Here is an 18,279-nt window from a genome sequence, read left to right on the forward strand (position 1 = left end):
CGCTGGGTGCCTGCGTGATGTTCGTAAGTACGACGATGATCGTGCCGTCCGAGTCCCGGACGGTCGCCGAGTTCATGTGCCCGCTCATATGGCCGCGTGCCCTGTCAGGCCGTTGAGCTTGCCGATGCCGATGCCGATGCCGAGGGGAAGTTGACGTCGTTGTGCTCGAACTCGAGCAGCTCCGGGCTGAGCAGTGCACCCGAGACGCTGCCGACCGAGCTGGTGCGGCGCGTCGGCGTAGCGGGGCGGATGTGGCGGCCGCGGCATCCGCTCGCCTGAATGCTGCCTACCGCCCAACGCGGATGCATGGGAATCCGGGTTACGGGCTCGGATAGCGGGCACTGACACGGATTCTCATGCAGATTCGCGGCGCCGCGGCATCCCCCGCCTTAGGTGACCGCGTTGAACGGGAACTGCACGTTGCCGAACCCCATGCCCCGACTCGCAGTCGTCGGCCGCCTGCACCGCCATGTCGGTGGTCGAGGTTAGCGTCACGATACTGCTCGTGCCGAGAGTGGAGTGAACATGAAGGTCCTGGTGGCCACGGCGCTCACGCAGGGTGAGCACGAGGGCGACTACAACTGGTGCATCGAGGGCGAGCTGGTCTGGGTGCAGGAGCCGTGCGCGATCGATCGGCGCAACCCCGACGGGCCGTGCGGCTGCGGGCGTGGATTCGCAGGCATGAGCTCGCACCGGTCGACGACGACGGCACGGGTGGACGAGATCCCCGGATTCACGCGCGACGACATGATCCTGGCGATGCAGACGAGTCTTCGAGATGGAGGCTGGCCGGAGCATTGGGCGGCGGATCTCGTCGACGGGCTGCTCGAGCTCGCAAGCCTGTGGGGTGTCGGCACCGTGATCGACCGTCGAATCGATGATTTCGGCCCGCGAGAGGTGCATGCATGACTGCAAGCGCGAATGCTGGGCTCCCGAGCATGGCTCAGGTCACGTGGCGGGCGAACGACGACCTCGTTCGCAGGGTGCACGCCGTCGCGGCATCTGAGGGTCTCAGCATGAATGAGCTGATGACTCGCGTGCTCTCGATCGCGACCGACAGCGACGAACGCGACCCTGCCGCCGTGCGACTGCGCGAGCGGCTGCGCGCCGCCGGAATGCTCACCTCGTGGCCACCGATGTCGCCCGAGCCACGAGATGCGCGGCAGATCTCGACCGGGCGCGTGCGGCGGCCGGAACGGGCACGAAGCTCGCCGACATCGTGTCCGCACAACGGCGGTGAGCGTCTTCGCCGACAGCTCTGCGGTCGTCAGGCTGTGCGCCGACGAGGAGGGGCACGAGCACCTCCGCTCGCTCGACGCCATGGTCGTGAGCGCGATCGTGCGTGTCGAGGTTCCCGCCGCAGTCTGGCGCAAGAACCGCATGGGTGAACCGGACGCCCAGGACGCACGCACCCTCGTGCAGGCCTTCGAGCACGACCTGGCTGGCCCGACGGGTCGCCTCGTCACGCTGCAGCTGACGAACGAGGTCCTCGAGCGCGCCGCGGAGCTCACAGCGATCCATGGACTTCGCACCCACGACGTCGTTCAGCTGGCGAGTGCCCGCGCGGCGTGGCTCATCGATCCCACGTGCTCGACGTTCGCGGTCTTCGACGGCGAGCTCTCAGTCGCCGTCGCCCGTGAGGGGTTCGCGATCTTGCCGTGAGCTCGCCTGCTCGGCGAACCGCAACCCGGTCGCGGCGGCGCAGGTCGAGAACTACCCTGAACCAACCGACCGAGGGGGATCACATGAGCGACACCACAGGCCGCGGCGAACGCAGCGACCGCGACGACCGCGACTTCGCCGACGACGCGAACGACCAGGCGCGGCTGCGCGCCGAGCACGCCCGTGAGCTCGGGGTAGATCCCTTCTTCGAGGGGGCGAACATCACCGAGAGCGATGGCCCCGACCTCGAGGTAGGCGACGACCTCGACACCGGCGGCGGCCACCGCACGCCGCGCGCGACCGACTGGGACTGAAGCGCGGCGAGGGAGCATCCTCGGCGCCGAACGGGATCGGCACCTCTGCGTCGCGAGCTCGTTTTTCGAAGCGGTCGTCGTGGTGCACGATGTCTCGCGATACGACCGGCCGGCGCCCGGATCGGCTCGCGCGAATCTTCCCAGGAACCGCGAGAGCTACGCCTCGGGCGGCGCCTCCTGCAGCGCGCGCACCTCGATGCGTGACCGCACCGCGGCGGATGCCCTCGCCGCCCACTCGACGGCGGCGGCGTCGTCAGCCGCCTCGATCACCCAGAAGCCACCCACGTATGACGGCGCCTCGACGAATGGCTCGTCGAGCACACGCGTCTCGCCCGACGTGACGTCGACGGTCTTCGCCGTCGACGGCGGGTTGAGCCCGCCCGCGAAGAGCCACGCGCCCGAGTCCTTCAGCGCGGTGTTGAACTCGTCGACCGCCGCCATCACGGCGGCGAGCTCGGCGGGGTCGAGCTCCTGCATCGACGCCATCGTGGGCTCGGTCGCCGAGTCGTGGGGCATGGTCAGGAAGTACTGCGTCATCGGTGGCTCCTCTCGTCGTGGCGTCGTCGGCGCCGTCATCAAGGCGTCGAACGAGCGCGGGCTGAGATCGACATCGACATCGCCATCGACGGATGTCGCGGCATCCGCTCGCTCGCCGTCGCGGCATCAGTCACGTCCGCGGCATCAGTCACGTCCGCGGCATCCGTCACCGTCGCGGCATCCGTCACCGAATGCTCGGCCGCGGTCCTGGTCTCGCCCACGGTCGCGCCCCCGCCCTCGATCGCGGCCACCGGCGACCCCACCTCGATGCGGTCCTCGAAGAAGAAGCGCGACAGCCGCGCCTGCGCCCGCCGCGTAAGCGGCAGTCGCCCGCGCGCGTCCGGGCGCAGCGCGAGCGGGCGCGGGGCGTCCACGACGCCGATGCGCCAGCGCTCGAACTCGCCGATGGGCCGATGCACCTCGACGTATTCGCCGCCGGGCATGCGCACGATGCGCCCGGTCTCATGGCCGTGCACACACCTCGTGGTCCTTGCGCTGCAAGGCCAGGCACACCCGGCGCGATGGCGAAGCCGATCGCCGGGCCGAGCACGAGCGTCGCCTGCGGCACCGGGATCACGTGCTCGAACGCGACGTCGAAGTGCGTCGCGATGAGGTCTGCGCTGCCGGCGAGCCAGAGCGTTCCGTAGAAGACGATGGCGGCGAAGCCGATGGCGGTGCGGGTCGGCGCGTTCCGCGGACGATCGAGGAGATGGTGGTCGCGCCGGTCGCCGGAGCCGGAGGCCCGCTCCTCGACGAACGGGTAGACCGCGACGGCGACGAAGAACGCGCCCACGACGCCGAGGGGAACGAGGATCGCGAGTGTCCACGTGCGGTCGAGCCAGACGAACTCCCAACCGGCGGGGACGAGTCGCAGCGCGCCGTCGAGGAATCCGGTGTACCAGTCGGGCTGGCTGCCCGCGCCCGCGCTGCCCGGGTCGGACGGGCCGTACAGTCAGGTCGGATTCACCGTGACCGTCGCGGAGATTCCCAGGAGCAGCCCGGTGACGATCGCGAACAGCCCGCCCGCGCGCCGCCGCGACCGGCCACAGCGGCACCCCGACGACGTCCTGCTCGGCGCGTCCGAGGCCGGGGAACTGCGGCGGCCCGTGGTACCACGCCGCGAGCCCGCGTAGCGCGACGAGCGCGATGAGGAGCGCCGGCACGATAACCACGTGCAGCGGGTACAGGTTCGCGATGATCTCGCCCGGGAACCCGCCGCCGAAGAGCAGCGCCGCGTCGCACGTGCCCACGAGCGGGATGCCGAGCGCGATGCCCTCCACGATGCGCAGGCCCGTGCCGGAGAGGAGGTCGTCGGGGAGGGCGTAGCCGCTCCACCCTCCGATCAGCCCGACGATGAAGATGAGCACCAGCAGCAGTCACGTGCCCCGGCGCGGTCGCCGGAACGCGCCCGTGAAGAACGTGGCCAGGATCTGCATGATGATCGACGCGGGCAGCAGCAGCCCCGCCCAGTGGTGCGCCTGCCGGATCAGCAGGCCGCCCGGCACGTCGAACGAGATGCGCATCGTCGACGGGAACGCCTGCGAGACCTCGGCGCCGTGCAGCGGAGCGTACCCGCCGGTGCAGGTCGTCGCGGCGCTCGACGACGTGTACCAGAACATCAGCAGCAGGCCGGTGACGGTGACGGTGACGGTGACGACCACGATACACGCGAGCGTCACCACGCCGAGGAGGTTCGTCCAGCGATTCGGCACGGTCCGGCGGCGAAGGGCCGCCGTGATGTCGGGACCCCGCCGGCCGAAGAGGGTGGCGTTCGCGAGGCGGGCGGCGAGGCGGGCGGCGAGGCGGTCAGGCGGTCGGTCGGGCGGTCGGTCAGTCGGCCGGTGGGTCGGCCGCCCCCGCCTGTGGTGCTGCGCATGCGGAGCTCCTCGTGATGGGTTCACTCATACGACCCCATAGGGCGGCGAAGTGTGACATCCGGAGTCGGTCGGCGTCGCATGACTCGTCCTCCACAGGGCGCTTTCCATGTGACTTATTCACAGGCTGAACAGGGATTTTCGCGCGATTCCAATGTCGGTGGGTCGCGGCAGGATGGACGCATGACCACCACACGCGATGTGCTCGAGCAACTCGGTGCGGCACTCGCCGCGGCGCTCGACTTCGACGCGGCATCCGCGTGGTCAGACGACGAGCTCCTGCTCGCCGCCGGAGCGCTCGAGGCCGTCGGACGGCTCGTCGATGCGGACCGGGCCGCCGTGGCGGGCGAGGTCGCCGAGCGATCGCGACTCGAGCTCGGCGAGCAGCGGTTGGCGACGCGGCGGGGGTGTCGGTCGGCTGCCGAACTGCTCGAGCGCGTCACTCAGGTGTCGGGTGCCGAGGCGCGGCGGCGCATCGCGCTCGGCGTGGCGACGCGTGCGCAGACGGGCCTGAGCGGTGAGCCGTTCGAGGCGAGGTATCCGGTGATCGCCGACGCGCTCGGGCAGGGCCGGTTGGGGGCGGATGCCGCGGGCACGATCATTCGCGAGCTCGAACGTGCTCGGCCGGTCGCCGATCCGGCGGCGCTCCGCGTCGCCGAGCAGGCGCTCGTCGCCGAGGCGACGGGCGACGGCGACGGCGCGCCCGTGCGCTGCACGGCCGACGAGCTGCGCGTGCAGGCGCAGGCGTGGTCGGTGTTCCTCGATCCCGACGGGTGCGAACCCGACGACGAACGTGCGATGCGACGCCGCGGCGTGCGCCTCGGTCGGGCACGCGACGGGCTCGTCGCCATCACCGGAGAGCTCATGCCCGAGGTGGCTGCCAAGCTGAACCGGCTGTTCGACGCGCACCTGTCGCCGCGCTCGGGCACCGGCTTCATGACCGACGAGCAGGCCGCGCACTTCTCCGCGTCCGGTGAGCAGCGCAGCGCCGATCAGCAGCGGCACGACGTGCTCGCCGCGGTCGTCGACACCGCGGCCCGCTCTGGGGAGCACCCGACGATCGGAGGCGCGGCACCGACCGTGCTGGTGAGTGTGCGGGCGTCCGACCTGGCCGCCGACCGTGGCGTCGCGCACGCCGACGGCAGCGGCCTCCCGATCGCGCTGCGCGCAGCCAAGCACATGATCTGCACCGGCGGTACCCAGACGGTGGTCTTCGACGACGCCGGCCGCATCATGCGCCTCGGATCGCCCGAGCGGTGCTTCACCGCGCACCAACGGCGGGCGATCACCCTGCGCGACGGCGGATGCATCATCCCGGGCTGTTCGATCCCGGCGGCGTGGGTAGAGATCCACCATGTCATCCCCGATGTCGACGGTGGTCCGACGCACCCCGACAATGGGGTGTTGTTGTGCTGGTTCCATCACCGCACGATCGATACCTCGGGGTGGGGCATCCGCATGATCCGCGGTGTTCCCCACGTTCGACCGCCCGCCTGGCTCGACCCCGGCGGCGGATGGCGCGCCAGCACGGTGTCGCCGACCCGGCTCGCCGATCGGCGTGAGGAGCGTGAAGCGCACCCGGCAGCGTGACCGCTGTGCTGGGCGGTGTGATGTGCCAGCTGGGCGGCGTCCGCGGCATCCGGCGGATGCCCCTGGAACCAGAGCTCGTTGTGTCCGCTGAAGGCCGCCGGCCCGCCTCCGCAGCGCCGAGGCCGACCGCCGGCCCGAAGCGGTCGATGGCTCCGTCCTCGCCGCTGAGCTCTGGCTCACCGCACAGAACCTCTCGCTCGCCGACCGGCTCTGCCTCGCGCTCGCCGTGCAACTCGACACGACGGCGCGCACGGCGGATGCCTCGTGGAGCAGGCACGCCCGAGCACACGTCTTCCGATGAACGCGTGCCGCCGCCACGTCGCCGGAGCCGCCGCGACTCGCCCCGAGACGGCCCTCGCCCCAGCGAGCCCACGAACGCCCGGACCCGCGCCACCACCTCGTCGGGCACCTCGGCGACCGCGAAATGGCCGCCGTCGGCGAGCCGGTCGAACACGCGCAGGTCGCGGTAGTGCGAGCGGGCGAGCGACTCGGGGTGGCCGGCCTCGTGGCGCTCGATGAAGACCGCGCGGGCACCGACGTCGGCGGGATCGGTCCAGCCTGGTCGGCGTCGCCCTCGTAGTACGGGGCGGAACGACGACCCGATGCTCTGCGTGACCCAGTAGATCATCGCCTCGGTGAGGATGCGCTCGCGCGAGATGTGGCGCTCGACCGCCGAGAGATCGCCCGCCGGGGTGTCGCTCCACTCCACGAGCTTCTCGAAGCCAGTCGACGAGGCCCGCAGGCGAATCGTTGAGCGCGGCGGCGAGCGTGTCGGGGCGAGTGGCCTGCACGTGCCCGTAGGCGCCATCGGTGCCGTGCCGTGCCGCGAGCTCGGCGGAGAAGGCGCGCTCCGCGGCATCCGTCAGCGCCACGCGCTCCTCATCGGACGGGAAGTGCGCGTGCGTCGGGACGATGCCCATGACCTGTTCGGGATGGCTCGCGGCGATGAGGCCGCTGACGTTGGCCGTGACAGCCTCGCCGTAGGTGGGCCCGCCTCCGAGGAGACGGGCCCACCCGCGTCGCGAGGTGCAGGATGCCGCGGACTACTCCGGGTTCGCCACGTCGACCGTCATGATGCCGCCGGTGTTCTGGCTGGTCACCGTCACGGTCACGCCGTGGCCGGCGACGTAGACGCCGCCGAGCGGGTTGGTCGAGCTGAAGTAGGTGTCCTCCGTGGCATCCGAGAACGTCGGCGCCTGCGTCTCGGTGCCGTCGGAGCCGACGGCGGCGACCGTCTCGACCGTCTGGTTCGGGCCGTGGCCGACCAGGACCTCCTTGTGCAATGCCACGGCATCGAGGGTCTGGGTGCCGAAGGTCGCATCGAACGGCTGGCGGCGGTTGCTCGGCGCCGTGCCGTCGGGATACGTGAACTTCACCGGGCGCGCGTCCACCGGGAGTGCGAGGCCGTGACCCGGGTGGTCGATCGTGTTGTTGTCGGTGTAGGTCTCGTCGACCGCCCACACGAGCATGCCGTCCTGGTATGGGAACCGCTCCACCCAGTCGGGCGCAGTGAATCCCTTGCTGAACTGGTACGGTCCGGTCTCGAGCGTCGCATCGTAGTCGACGTACGTGCGGTTCTCGACGAGATAGTACCGGTCGCCGACCGAGGTCTCCGTTCCGGTGCTGATCGTGAAGCCGCCATCGGCGACCCACTCGCCCTTGCCTGACTCGACGTCGTCGGTGAGGATCGTCGTTCCACCGCTCTTCACGACGATGTCGTCGATGAACGCACCCGCGAGGTGCACGCCGCCGTCGCTCTGGTACCGGAACCGGAAGTCGACCGGGCCGCCGCCGGGCACCGTGAACCGGAGGGTCGACCAACGTCCGTTCGTCGTGCCGTCGATCGGCTGGCCGATCTGGATCCACTTGCCCGAGGCATCCTTGTACTCGGCGTACAGGTAGTCGTAGCCGGCCTCGATGTCGTACCACGCCTTGGCCGTCACCGTCGCCTTCGAGACGCCCGTGAGGTCGAGCGTGCGCGCGAGGGTGGTGTTGAGGTCGTCGGCGCTGGAGGTCCACCAGGCGTTGCTGCCCGAGGCGGGCGTCGTGTAGCTGGTCTCGATGCCCTCGTCGGGCACGTCGATGACGAGCGCCTGCTCCTGGCCGTCGGTCTGCAGCGCGGCGGGGCTCAGCGTGTACGAGCCGCTGCCGCCCTGGTCGACCACCGCGTAGTCGAGCCATCCGAGCTGGAGCTTCTCCCACGGACCCATGTAGTTGGGCGTCGTGCCGATGTCGTCGGGGCCGTGGCCGAGCCACGAACCGCTCGACATGAGCGTCCAGAACGCGGTCGAGTTCTCGCCGCCTGCCGTGTCGTAGAGGTCGGGCAGGCCGAGGTCGTGCGCGTACTCGTGCGCGAACACGCCGAGGCCGCCGTTCTCCGCCTCGACCGTGTAGTCGCCGATCCAGTAGCCGGTGTCGCCGATCTGGGCACCACCGAAGAGCGCCTGATCGGAGGGGCCGGTCACGCCGTAGTCGGTGGAGTTGACGTACCACCGGTGCGACCAGATGGCGTCCGCGCCCTGCGCGCCGCCGCCTGCATCCTCGCCCTCGCCGGCGTGCACCGCCTGGAAGTGGTCGAGGTACCCGTCGGGCTCGTCGAAGTTGCCGTCGTTGTCGTGGTCGTACCTGTCCCACACGTCGAACGTCGCGAGCTCGGCCTGGATCTCGTCGACGGTCTTTCCGGCCGTGACCTGGGTCTGGTACCAGGCGTTGCCGGAGTCCTCGATGAACTGCCAGGCGCCGCCGGCGTCCTCGACGCTGTTGTCGCCGTAGCTCGACGCGTTGCCCGGCACCCGCACCCAGTCGCTGACCTCGCCGGCGACCGTGTAGTTGCCCGACGACTGCTTGGAGTAGAAGTCGGCGAACGACTCCTCGGTGGTCGCCGGGTCGCCGTCGCCGAAGAACAGCTCCTCGTAGTAGGCGGTCGTGAAGTCGGGTGCCCAGTGCGTGCTGTTGTTCACGGCGCGATCGGGCTCGGGGATCTCGTTGTGCAGCGGCCCGGGCGTGGTGCCGAGCTTGCCGCTGCCCTGGTCGCCGAACTCGGAGAGGATCGTGAACAGCCGGCCGGTGCCGGTGACGGCGGCCTCGTAGTACTTGTCCTCGGCGAGCTGCACCACGCCGTCTTCGTCGGGGGCGGCCCGACCGGAGAGGATCAGCTCCTGCGCCGCCTTTCGGCGTTCGTCCTGGCGGGCGGTGAGCGGGCCCGGACGGTTGTCGAGGCGTTGGGCCGTGGCCTGGTCCGAGGTGGGGCTGTCGGCCGGCGCTGCGATCGCGGCCGGCCCGAGGGCCGCTCCGGCGATCACCGTGGCACCCGCCGTAGCGGCGGCGAGCATGCCCCGCGTGCGTCGTTTCACGAGGTTCTCCTTCACAGAAAAGCGCCCGGGATCGCCGGGCATGGTGCGGTCACGCTAGCACCCCCGTTCGGGGGAGGGGAAGAGGTTGACCGCAGTCATCTTTCTGAGGATTTCGCAGCTTCGGCGGCGCGCCCCGACCGAGCGCGAGCGGATGTCTCGACCGTCCCGGATTCCCGCCTCGCGCGCGGCCCGGGCGGATGCCGCGCCCGCGTCACCACGCCATCAGGCGCTCGGGGGTGAACACGATCGGCGTGTTGAACATCTCGGAGATGGCGTCGAGCGACATGCCGTAGTCGGTGATCGCCTCGGCGTACTTCGACTCGTAGGCGTCTCGGAATTCGGTGATCACCTCGGCGGCACTGCGGCTCGAGATCTGCGCCGTGCCGGTGAGCACGACGACGTCGTTGCCGAAGCGACCGCTCTCGAGATGCACGAGCACCGGCGAGCCGCGACGGACGTGCTCCACCTTCACGGCGTCGGGCCGGCTGAACACGAGCGCCCTGCCGTCGTGCCAGAAGAACCACACCGGCACGGCGTGCGGTCGACCGTCGGGATGGGTGGTGACGAACCAGCAGATTGAGGTCGCGGTCGAGCTTGCCGAGGGCCTTCTCGTGCTCGGGCATGGCGGGGTCGAGGAGTTCGCTGCTCATGCCGCCAACGTGCGCGGGGCCGCCGACATGGCCGAGGGGCCGCCGACATGGCCGAGGGGGCCGCCGACATGGCCGAGGGGGTCGCCGACATGGCCGAGGGGACACACGACACGGTCGAGGGGGCACGGCATGGTGCGAGGGGTGGGCGTCACGCCCACCCCTCGCACCGGGCTCAGGCCGCGGCGCCGACACGCACGACGGCGCGCAGGCCCTCCACAAGGGGCGTCGTCGGCCGGCCGATGAGCCGCGCCAGCGTGGGGTCGGCGTCGGCGAGTGCGCCCTCGCGAATGCCGGACTCGAGCGCCGCGACGAACCCGGCCGTGCCCTCGTCGAGTCCGGCCGCCTGCAGGCCCGCGAGGCGCTCCTCGGTCGTGAGCGGCGAGTAGACGACCTCGCGTCCCACGATCTGGGAGGCCGCGTCCGCGAGGTCGTCGAAGCTCCAGGCGTCGTCGCCCGAGAACTCGTAGACCTGGCCGAGGTGCCCGCCTTCGAGGAGCACGACGGCGGCACCCTCGGCGAAGTCGGCGCGGGTGGCGCTGGCCACTCGCCCGTCGCCCACGGACGACGCGATCACGCCGGTCGACGCGGCGAGCGAGACATCCGATGCGTAGTTCTCGGTGTACCAGTTGTGACGCACGATCACGGCCGGGACGCCCGACGCCGCGATGGCCTCCTCGGTGGCCTTGTGGTCGGGCGTGAGCACGAGGTTCGTGGTGGTGGCGTGCGGCGCGCTCGTGTAGACGAGCTTCGCGACGCCGGCGGCCTTGGCGGCGTCGATGACGTTCCGGTGCCCGTCGAGCCGCTTGCCGGGCTCGGATCCCGAGATGAGCAGCACGGCGTCGACGCCCTCAAGGGCGGCGGCGATGGTCTCGGGGCGGTCGTAGTCGAGTTCGGCGGTGCGGATGCCGCGAGCCGCGACGTCGGCGAGCTTCGACGTGTCGCGGGCGGTCGCGATGACGTCGGCGGGGTCGGCGCCGCGGGCGAGCAGCGCGTCGACGACGAGGCGGCCGAGCTGGCCCGAGGCGGCGGTCACGAGGATGGTCATGATGGTCCTTCCGGTTGGAGTCATCGACTGCAACCGGATGTCTCCCGCTCACCTTCCCGTTTTATGGTACCCACTTTGGTGTAATGTACCCACATGGTGGTAAGTCTTGCGGAGATCCGGGAACGCTCGGGCGAAGTGTTCATGGAGGGGTGCCCCACGCGCGTGGTGCTCGACCACATCATGAGCAAGTGGGGCGTGCTCGTGCTGCTCGCGCTCACCGACGGCACCCGCCGGTGGGGCGAACTGCGTCGCGAGGTGCAGGGCGTCAGCGAGAAGATGCTCGCCTCGACGCTGCGCACCCTCGAGGCCGACGGGCTCGTGGCGCGCACGTCGTATCCCGAGGTGCCGCCGCGGGTCGAGTACGCGCTGACCCCGCTCGGGGAGGAGCTCATGGAGCGCATGATGCCGCTCGTGGAGTGGGTGGCGGCACGGGCGAGCGGGATCATCTCGCGCTGATGGCCGCGGTGCCCCAGCGGCCGGGCGCGCCGGACGGGGGGCAGTTCCTGCTCGAACTCGAGGGCGCGGAAGGGGTGGCGCAGCGGCGGCTGTTCTGAGTCACATGAGACCGCGGCACCGCAGCTCGGAGTGGAGCGAGGCGCGGTTGCGTCATGCTGGGATGCATGCCCGCCGGGTGCGGCGCGAGCGCGACCACACCGTGTACGCGCCGGCGTTCGAACGCGACGTCGACGAGCCGGTGGCCGGGGAGATCGCCATCGCGCCGACGCACGGCATCGTGGTCGTCGAGGGCGACTACGTGCTCGACGAGTCCGAGCCGTGGCGGCGCGTGCGCGGCCTGCTCGATGAGGCGTGGTTCTGCGACGCTGACGACGACGAGCGGATGCCGCGCCTGGTGCGCCGGCATACCGAGTTCGGTCGCTCGCCCGAGGCGGCGCAGGCATGGGCGGCGGAGGTCGACGGCGCGAACGCGCGGCGCATCGCGCCCGGCCGTGAGCGCGCCGACCTCGTGGTGTCGGGCGTCACGTGGGAGGTGGTCGCCGAGCGGCGAGGGAGGGGCATCCCGCCTCGGTGAGCACGGAGGTCATCGGCGACCTTTCGGCCTCGCCCGCTCAGCTCGGCTGGTCGGGCGCCGGTGCCAGCGCCGGCACGAGGAGCCGGATGCCCCGGAGCGCGAAGTCCGCGGCATCCGTCACCTCCATCTCGCCCTCGTAGGCGGCGAGGTACGCCCGATGGAATGCGAGCCCCACGAGCAGGTGGGCGGCGGCCTCGAGGTCGGCGTCGGGGCGGATGCGGCCGGCCGCCTGCTCCTCGGCGAGGAGGCCGACGACGAGCGGCACGACGCCCTCGGGACCGGCGCCGTGCGCCCGCACGCCGTCGCGATGCTCGGCGAGCAGGTCGGGGGCGCTGAAGATCGACACCGAGAGAGGGAAGGTCCGCGTGAAGTAGGAGAGGAGCGCCGAGACGATGCCCGCCAGCGACGACGTCAGGTCGGATCGGTCGGATGCCGCGGGCAGCTCGATGCGGGGCATCCGCTCGCTGAGCACCGCGACGAAGAGCTGCTGCTTGTCGGTGAAGTACTTGTAGAGCATGCCCTCGGAGTACCCCGCTGCGCGGGCGAGTTCGCGGGTCGTCGCACCGGCCACGCCGCGTTGGCTGAGCACCGTGGCGGCCGCGTCGAGGATGCGCTCTCGGGCTGGTGACGAGGAGGTCATGGGTTCGTCTCCTTGGGATGCCGGGAAGGTGAGCGTTCACTCACGGTAGCAGCCGGTCCTGAGTGGGGGAGGATGGGGCTCGACGAGGGAGGCGATCGTGAGGGACCGGGCGAACTGGTTGGTGTGGGCGCAGTTCCTGCTGCTCGCCCTGCTACTCCTGCCGGGTCGGCCGCTGTGGGGTGCGCCCTGGATCACTGTCGGCGCGGTGCTCCTCGCGCTCGTCGGCGCGGGGCTTGCGACCGCCGGCGTCGTGGCCCTCGGCCGGAACCTGGTGCCGTGGGTCGCGCCCAAGCCCGGCGCTCCGCTCCGCACGGGCGGCATCTACGGGTGGACGCGCAACCCCATCTACCTCGGCATCCTCATCGGCGCGGCCGGCTGGGTGCTCTGGCGCGGGCGAATCGAGCTCGTCGTGATCTGGGTGCTCCTGGTCGCCGTGCTCGTCACGAAGATGCATGTCGAACAGCGCCGCCTCCTCGACGCGTTCGGCGACGAGTACCGCGAGTACGCGGCGCGCACGCCGTTGCTGCTGTTCGCCCGCGGCATCCGCTGACCTCGACGGCCACGGCCGGCCGGGCAGCCTCGACGTGGTGTACGAACCCGACTACCTCGAGACGTTGCGCGGCGAATGGCCCGAGTGATCGCGCTCGACGCGAGCGTGGTCATCGCGCACCTGTCGTCCCGCGACCCGCACCATGCCGCAGCGGGGCGATTCTTCCGCGCGCATCTCGACGCCGAGTTCGAACCGTGCCGGACTCGCGACGTTCGACGAGCGGCTCGCGCGCGCGGCCTCGACGTTCGGCATCGCCGTCGTCGACCTCGCCTGAGCAGCGGGCTACGCGGGCTCGACCGTCCGCGGCTCCGACGCCGGCAACGGCTCCGACTGGAGCAGGCTCGAGATCGCGCTCAGCGGGATCGCCGCCCACGTCGGGCGGTTGCGGGTCTCGTAGATCGCCTCGTACACCGCCTTGTCGAGCTCGAACGCGGCGAGCAGGTCGCGGTACGCGCTGAGATCCAGGCCGGATGCCGCGACGTACCCGTCGAGGAACGCCCGCCGCGAGGCATCCGCCCACCGCGCCGCCGCGGACGCGCGCTCGGGGAAGGCGATCGCCGTCGACCCCGCGACGTAGTCGAACGAGCGCAGCATGCCGGCGACGTCGCGCACCGGCAGGTCGGGTCGCGTGCGGTCGTCCATCGGACGCATCGGCTCGCCCTCGAAGTCGAGGATCACCCAGCCCCGCTCGGGTGCGAGGATCACCTGTCCGAGGTGCAGGTCGCCGTGGATCCGCTGCAGCTGCGGCCATGCGCCCGCCCGTGCCCGTTCGTAGATCGCCTCGATCTCCGTGCGACGCGGCGCGAGCTCCGGCACCTCCGCGACGGCGATCGCGAGCCGCCGCGCCCACGCGCCGGTGGTCATGCCGATGAGCTCGGGCGACGGCTCCTCGCACGGGAAGAGCTCGCCGAGCGAGAGGTGCAGGGCCGCGACCGCTGCACCGAGCTCACGCGCCTCCTCGGTGAACGGGGTGTCCGCCGCGGCGGCGGCGAGGGCGACGCGCCACGCGTCCGCCACCCCCGGCAGGAACTCCTGGGCGAACGCGAGGTGTCCGTGCGCGCGCCCGTCGGCCTGCCCGACGTCGTCCCACTCGCCCACGACGTGTCCGACGCTCGCCGGCACGTGTCGCGAACCGGATGCCGCGAGCGCCGTCTGCAGCGTGACATCGGGATTCTCGCCGTGATGCAACTGCCGGTACACCTTGCAGATGACGGGCGCCGAATCCGCCGGACGGTAGACGATCGAGGTGTTCGACTGCTCGCCGCCGACCACCGTGGCGGGGGCGCTGAGCGGCGGTCCAGCCGTGTCGCCCGGTGCGGCTGGTGCTCGCGGCGCGCCTGCCCCACCCGAGTACCGCCCCGCGGCATCCGCCCCTTCGGCGATCGCCTGACCCTCGCCGACGATCAGCGCGAGCAGCGCGTCGGTGTAGGCGCGATCGTACGGTCCGTCGTAGAGGAACCCGCCCCCGGGCAGGCGCGCGATGAGATGGTCGGATGCCGCGGGCGACGGCAGTCGTTCGGGCCGCTCCACCACCGGCAACTGGTAGAGGATCGGCGGTGTCGACGCGTCGTCCATGAGGAGCAGCGTGCGCACGTGGACGCGAGCGTCGGGGTCGGCCGTCGGCAGCTCGAACGCGCCGATCCGGCGGAGCCGGGGGGCATGGGTCTTTCCGCCGCACCACCGTTGCCGCGGCATCCAAGCGGCGATCGCGGCGACGGCGCTGTCCATGCCTGAACAGTAGGGCGGGCGGCATCCGAAGTCGAGAACCCGACCGGGGGGTCCGCCCGAGCGTGTCGCGGGCGATACTGGGAGGCGGGAAGACTCACGGGGGAGGTCTCGATGGCCTACGAGGTTCGCATCATCCAGCAGCCGCGGCAGGATCTGGCGGTCGTGCGCAGGCGCACGACGTTCGGCGAGATCCCGACGTTCATGGGCTCGGCGTTCGAGAAGGTCGCGGCCCATCTCGGCCCGAAGGGCCTGCTCGGGGAGGGGCCGGCGATGGCCGAGAAGGGCCGCGAGCTCGACGAGACCACCATGTGGGAGGAGTGCTGGAGCCCACCCGGCACGCCCGACGACCAGACGAAGACGGTCGTCTACTGCCCGCTGAAGGCCGCGGCCTGAGGCGCGTCGTGGGCAGGGATCGGTGCCCGTTGAGGCATATGGCTGGCCGGAGGCTCGGAGTGGTTCGTACGATCGGCGGTATCGCGACATCCTGATGTCGCGCTGCAACGGCCGGAGGGACGGGGATGGCCGAACGCACCTGTGAGACGTGCGGCGCGAAGAACGACGTCGACGCCCGCTTCTGCGCGACGTGCGACGCGTACCTCGGCTGGGACGTGGGGCGCTCCACGCTCGGCGGTGACGCACTCACCGGCACGATCCCCCGGGTCGTCGGCACGGTGCCGACCGGTATGGCGGCGACCGGTGCGCCCGAGGCGAGTGGGGCGGCCCCGGCATCCGGAACCGCGACGGATGCCTGGGCCGTCGATGGCTCGGGCGCGGTGACCGAGCCCGTCATCACGATCCCCGCCGCGACGACGCCCGGCAGTCAGACGCCCGCGGGCGCGACGTCCGGCGGTACTGCGACCGACCCGGCCCCGACCGACCCGGCCCCGACCGCCGCCGCCCCGACCGCCGCCGCCCCGACCGCCGCCGGCGAGCCGGAGCCGCCCTACCGGCAGCCGTCCCGATTCGATCCGCCCGACGTGGACGTGGCGACTCCCGAGGTGACGGTCGCCCCGGATGACCCCGCGCGGGTCGAGCTCTCGATCGAGAACACCTCGACGATCGTCGACGGTTATGTCATCGAGGCCGTCGAACCGCCGGCCTGGCTGGAGGTCACGCACCCCGACACCCACCTCATGCCGGGTGAGCGCCGCACGGTGCCGGTGTCGCTCTCGATGCGGCCCGGCGTGCTCGTGCTCGCGCAACGGCTCACCGTCACGTTCGTGGTGCGGTCGATGGAGGACCCGCGCCTCACGGTCGACGCGGGCGTGCACGTGACCGTGCCGCCGAGGGGACCGCGGATCTCGCTCGAAGCGCGGCCGACGCTCATCCGGCTCGAGGACTCGGGGTCGGGCTCGCTCTCGCTCCGGCTCGACAACCGTGGAGCGAACTACCCGCAGACGTTCGGGCTGTCGGGGAGCGATCCGGAGAGCGTGGTGCGCTTCGCGTTCACCCCCGAGGTGGTCGAAGTGCCGGCCGGCGCCATGGTCGAGGTCGCTGTGACGTTCGCGGCGCCGCAGCCCGCGCCCGGCCAGCAGCTGAACCGCCAGCTGTCACTGTCGGCCACCAACGACGAGGGGCCGATCACGGCGATCGTCACGCTCGTGCAGCACACCGCACCCGCCCCGGTCGATCAGCCGATCCGCGTGCGGTTGCAGCCCAGCACCCTCCGGCTGGCCGACGCGATCGACGCGGACTTCGACGTGCACATCGACAACCGCGGCGGCCACTCCGGCGTCACCGTCGCGCTCGCGGGCAACGATCCCGAGCACCGGCTCGCCTTCGCGTTCGCGCCGGCGCGGTTCCTCGCCGTGCCCGGCCACATCACGCGTGCGCACGGCCGCGTGCGCTCGAACCTGCCGCCGAAGGGCACCACCGCGACGCATCCGTTCACCGTCGTCGCGTCGGACGGCACGACCGATGTCGAGGCATCCGGCGTGCTCGAGATCAGCTCCTCCGCTGCCGCGATCACAACCGCGGAACTGCAGGTCGAGCCGCCGAAGCTGAATGTCGGCACGCGCCGCGACGGGCGGTTCGCGGTCATCGTCGACAACCGGCGCGGCGCCGAGCCGCTGCACGTCACGTTCTCGGCGCGATCGGAGGACGGGCTCGCGCGCGCGACGTTCGCCCCGCCGCAACTCGCGGTCGGTCCGGGAGCCGTGGGTCAGGCGCAGCTGAGCGTCTCGAGCCCCCACCCGCCCGCGAACCAGGTCGGAGTGCGCCGGCTCGAGGTCGAGGCGACCGACGGCATGCAGAGCCTCAGCGCCGTCGCGGAGCTCACCCAGACCGCGCCGAACCGGCGGGGCCCGGCGAGCAGGTGGCTCGTCATCGTGGGCGCGATCCTCGTGGCGATCGGCGCGCTGAGCCCGTGGTTCGAGGGCTTGCCGCCGCTGCTGCCGTTCGTGGAATGGATTCGCGAGTTGCTCGCCATGAGCTCGCTCACAGTCGGCGCGCAGGTCGTCGAACCGCCGCTGCGCCTCCTGCTCCTCGTGCTCGCCGTCATGATGATCTTCGGCCTGGCGGGCAAGGCGGGCGGACTCACGCGAAAGTCGGCGATCCTCGTCGTGCTCCTGTCGGCCGGCTTCCTGATCTTCCTGGCGATCACCACCTTCGTGCCCGCGCTCACGCTCGGGCTCCCGATCATCTGGGTCGGCGCGCTGCTCGGCTACATCGGCGGTGTCCTCGCGCGACCCCGCACGTGAGGCGTCACACCCACGCGCGGCGCACGGCCTCCGCGCCGAGCTGGATGTGCGTCGTCACGCCCGCCGTCTCCATGAGCTCGGCCGCCCGCCGTTGCACGGTGAGCACCGAGATGCCCGAGCTGGGCGCCGGCCGCGACATCCGTCAGTCCGGGTTTCGTCGTCACTTGTCCTCCACAGGGATGCTGCGGCCGGAGTTGTCCACAGGGGATATGCCTGATCAGTGGTGGTTTCGTGGCTCGCACGAATGTCGGTGGGTCGATGCAGGATGGAATCATGAACCAGCCGCCACTGCACACCCTCGAACGTGACGTCGCGGCGTTGCGTGCGGCATGGGCCGGCGCCCTGCCGTCGTCCGGGGCGATCGGGGGTGCGGCGCAGGTCGAGGTCGCACAGATGAGCGACGCCGGGTTGGTCCGGGTGACCGACGCGATCGCCCGGGTGCGACGTGATGCCGAGGCGCTCCTCGCCCGCGTGGCCGCGGAGGTGTCGGCCCGGTCGGCCAGGGAGGCGGGTGAGTCGAGCCTGGCCAGGGCGCAGGGGTTCCACAACCCGGTCCGGATGATCGCCGCCTCCACGGGGTCCTCCCGGACTGATGCGGCGAAGCTGA

21 protein-coding genes and 2 pseudogenes are annotated in these 18,279 nt (G+C 71.4%); 13 read left to right on the forward strand and 10 right to left on the reverse strand.

Annotation, left to right across the window (positions count from 1 at the left end):
• The first annotated feature begins 525 nt into the window (after window positions 1-525).
• From IEX31_RS16405 to IEX31_RS16415, 3 genes are all read left to right on the forward strand, one after another.
• Window positions 526-909: a DUF7715 family protein gene (locus IEX31_RS16405; protein ID WP_188744480.1), complete on the forward strand. Its 384-nt coding sequence runs from the start codon at window positions 526-528 to the stop codon at window positions 907-909.
• A gap of 327 nt (window positions 910-1,236) precedes the next feature.
• Window positions 1,237-1,662 carry a type II toxin-antitoxin system VapC family toxin gene (locus IEX31_RS16410; protein WP_188744481.1) on the forward strand — a complete coding sequence of 142 codons (426 nt, stop codon included), beginning with the start codon at window positions 1,237-1,239 and terminating at the stop codon, window positions 1,660-1,662.
• 83 nt (window positions 1,663-1,745) lie between these two features.
• Window positions 1,746-1,976, forward strand: a complete 231-nt coding sequence (locus IEX31_RS16415; protein ID WP_188744482.1) for a hypothetical protein — start codon at window positions 1,746-1,748, stop codon at window positions 1,974-1,976.
• Between the two features lie 156 nt (window positions 1,977-2,132).
• Here the strand turns inward: IEX31_RS16415 and IEX31_RS16420 are convergent, their stop codons facing one another.
• Both IEX31_RS16420 and IEX31_RS19105 read right to left on the reverse strand, forming a co-directional pair.
• Window positions 2,133-2,513, reverse strand: a complete 381-nt coding sequence (locus IEX31_RS16420; protein WP_188744483.1) for a YciI family protein — start codon at window positions 2,511-2,513, stop codon at window positions 2,133-2,135.
• A 38-nt stretch (window positions 2,514-2,551) separates the two neighbouring features.
• The gene (locus IEX31_RS19105) at window positions 2,552-2,956 is read right to left on the reverse strand and encodes a hypothetical protein (RefSeq protein WP_229662442.1); all 405 of its coding nucleotides are present in this window, start codon (window positions 2,954-2,956) and stop codon (window positions 2,552-2,554) included.
• 450 nt (window positions 2,957-3,406) lie between these two features.
• Between IEX31_RS19105 and IEX31_RS19110 the strand changes: the two genes are divergently transcribed.
• Window positions 3,407-3,646, forward strand: a complete 240-nt coding sequence (locus IEX31_RS19110) for a hypothetical protein (protein ID WP_229662443.1) — start codon at window positions 3,407-3,409, stop codon at window positions 3,644-3,646.
• Here the strand turns inward: IEX31_RS19110 and IEX31_RS19115 are convergent.
• Window positions 3,599-3,880: pseudogene (locus IEX31_RS19115) on the reverse strand (cytochrome b N-terminal domain-containing protein); the annotation flags it as partial. The gene IEX31_RS19110 and the pseudogene IEX31_RS19115 overlap by 48 nt on opposite strands.
• Before the next feature lie 9 nt (window positions 3,881-3,889).
• Window positions 3,890-4,225 (reverse strand): hypothetical protein, encoded by a 336-nt coding sequence (locus tag IEX31_RS19120; RefSeq protein WP_229662439.1) that lies wholly within the window; start codon window positions 4,223-4,225, stop codon window positions 3,890-3,892.
• A gap of 345 nt (window positions 4,226-4,570) precedes the next feature.
• Between IEX31_RS19120 and IEX31_RS16430 the strand changes: the two genes are divergently transcribed.
• The gene (locus IEX31_RS16430) at window positions 4,571-5,977 is read left to right on the forward strand and encodes an HNH endonuclease signature motif containing protein (protein ID WP_188744484.1); all 1,407 of its coding nucleotides are present in this window, start codon (window positions 4,571-4,573) and stop codon (window positions 5,975-5,977) included.
• Window positions 5,978-6,401: 424 nt separating this feature from the next.
• Window positions 6,402-6,557 (forward strand): hypothetical protein, encoded by a 156-nt coding sequence (locus IEX31_RS16435; protein WP_188744485.1) that lies wholly within the window; start codon window positions 6,402-6,404, stop codon window positions 6,555-6,557.
• A 463-nt stretch (window positions 6,558-7,020) separates the two neighbouring features.
• Here the strand turns inward: IEX31_RS16435 and IEX31_RS16440 are convergent, their stop codons facing one another.
• The 3 genes from IEX31_RS16440 to IEX31_RS16450 form a co-directional block, all read right to left on the reverse strand.
• Entirely contained in the window at window positions 7,021-9,330 is a 2,310-nt protein-coding gene (locus tag IEX31_RS16440; protein ID WP_229662440.1) for an immune inhibitor A domain-containing protein, read from the reverse strand.
• Window positions 9,331-9,541: 211 nt separating this feature from the next.
• Entirely contained in the window at window positions 9,542-9,907 is a 366-nt protein-coding gene (locus tag IEX31_RS16445; protein ID WP_188744496.1) for a pyridoxamine 5'-phosphate oxidase family protein, read from the reverse strand.
• Between the two features lie 245 nt (window positions 9,908-10,152).
• A complete protein-coding gene (locus tag IEX31_RS16450; RefSeq protein ID WP_188744486.1) occupies window positions 10,153-11,025 on the reverse strand; it encodes an SDR family oxidoreductase in 873 nt (290 codons plus the stop codon).
• Window positions 11,026-11,118: 93 nt separating this feature from the next.
• Between IEX31_RS16450 and IEX31_RS16455 the strand changes: the two genes are divergently transcribed.
• Window positions 11,119-11,481, forward strand: a complete 363-nt coding sequence (locus IEX31_RS16455) for a winged helix-turn-helix transcriptional regulator (RefSeq protein WP_188744487.1) — start codon at window positions 11,119-11,121, stop codon at window positions 11,479-11,481.
• Window positions 11,482-11,641: 160 nt separating this feature from the next.
• Window positions 11,642-12,055 (forward strand): nucleoside/nucleotide kinase family protein, encoded by a 414-nt coding sequence (locus tag IEX31_RS16460; RefSeq protein WP_188744488.1) that lies wholly within the window; start codon window positions 11,642-11,644, stop codon window positions 12,053-12,055.
• 37 nt (window positions 12,056-12,092) lie between these two features.
• Here IEX31_RS16460 and IEX31_RS16465 read toward each other — a convergent pair whose 3' ends face one another.
• Window positions 12,093-12,695 (reverse strand): TetR/AcrR family transcriptional regulator, encoded by a 603-nt coding sequence (locus tag IEX31_RS16465; protein WP_188744489.1) that lies wholly within the window; start codon window positions 12,693-12,695, stop codon window positions 12,093-12,095.
• A 97-nt stretch (window positions 12,696-12,792) separates the two neighbouring features.
• On the opposite strand from IEX31_RS16465, the gene IEX31_RS16470 reads away from it, so the two are divergent.
• Entirely contained in the window at window positions 12,793-13,245 is a 453-nt protein-coding gene (locus IEX31_RS16470) for a methyltransferase family protein (protein ID WP_188744490.1), read from the forward strand.
• Between the two features lie 142 nt (window positions 13,246-13,387).
• Window positions 13,388-13,519: a hypothetical protein gene (locus IEX31_RS19345; RefSeq protein WP_268237007.1), complete on the forward strand. Its 132-nt coding sequence runs from the start codon at window positions 13,388-13,390 to the stop codon at window positions 13,517-13,519.
• An 8-nt stretch (window positions 13,520-13,527) separates the two neighbouring features.
• Here the strand turns inward: IEX31_RS19345 and IEX31_RS16475 are convergent, their stop codons facing one another.
• On the reverse strand, window positions 13,528-14,973 hold the full coding sequence (locus IEX31_RS16475) for a maltokinase N-terminal cap-like domain-containing protein (RefSeq protein WP_188744491.1): 1,446 nt from the start codon (window positions 14,971-14,973) through the stop codon (window positions 13,528-13,530).
• A 111-nt stretch (window positions 14,974-15,084) separates the two neighbouring features.
• Between IEX31_RS16475 and IEX31_RS16480 the strand changes: the two genes are divergently transcribed.
• Window positions 15,085-15,366, forward strand: coding sequence for a hypothetical protein (locus IEX31_RS16480; RefSeq protein ID WP_188744492.1), 282 nt, complete (start codon window positions 15,085-15,087; stop codon window positions 15,364-15,366).
• A gap of 125 nt (window positions 15,367-15,491) precedes the next feature.
• Window positions 15,492-17,672 carry a hypothetical protein gene (locus IEX31_RS16485; protein WP_188744493.1) on the forward strand — a complete coding sequence of 727 codons (2,181 nt, stop codon included), beginning with the start codon at window positions 15,492-15,494 and terminating at the stop codon, window positions 17,670-17,672.
• A 4-nt stretch (window positions 17,673-17,676) separates the two neighbouring features.
• Here the strand turns inward: IEX31_RS16485 and IEX31_RS19350 are convergent, their stop codons facing one another.
• Entirely contained in the window at window positions 17,677-17,811 is a 135-nt protein-coding gene (locus tag IEX31_RS19350; protein WP_268237008.1) for a hypothetical protein, read from the reverse strand.
• 134 nt (window positions 17,812-17,945) lie between these two features.
• Between IEX31_RS19350 and IEX31_RS16490 the strand changes: the two are divergent.
• A pseudogene (locus IEX31_RS16490) lies at window positions 17,946-18,279 on the forward strand (hypothetical protein); the annotation flags it as partial.

The sequence above is a fragment of the Agromyces bauzanensis genome, assembly GCF_014645655.1.
GTDB classification, from domain to species: domain Bacteria; phylum Actinomycetota; class Actinomycetes; order Actinomycetales; family Microbacteriaceae; genus Agromyces; species Agromyces bauzanensis.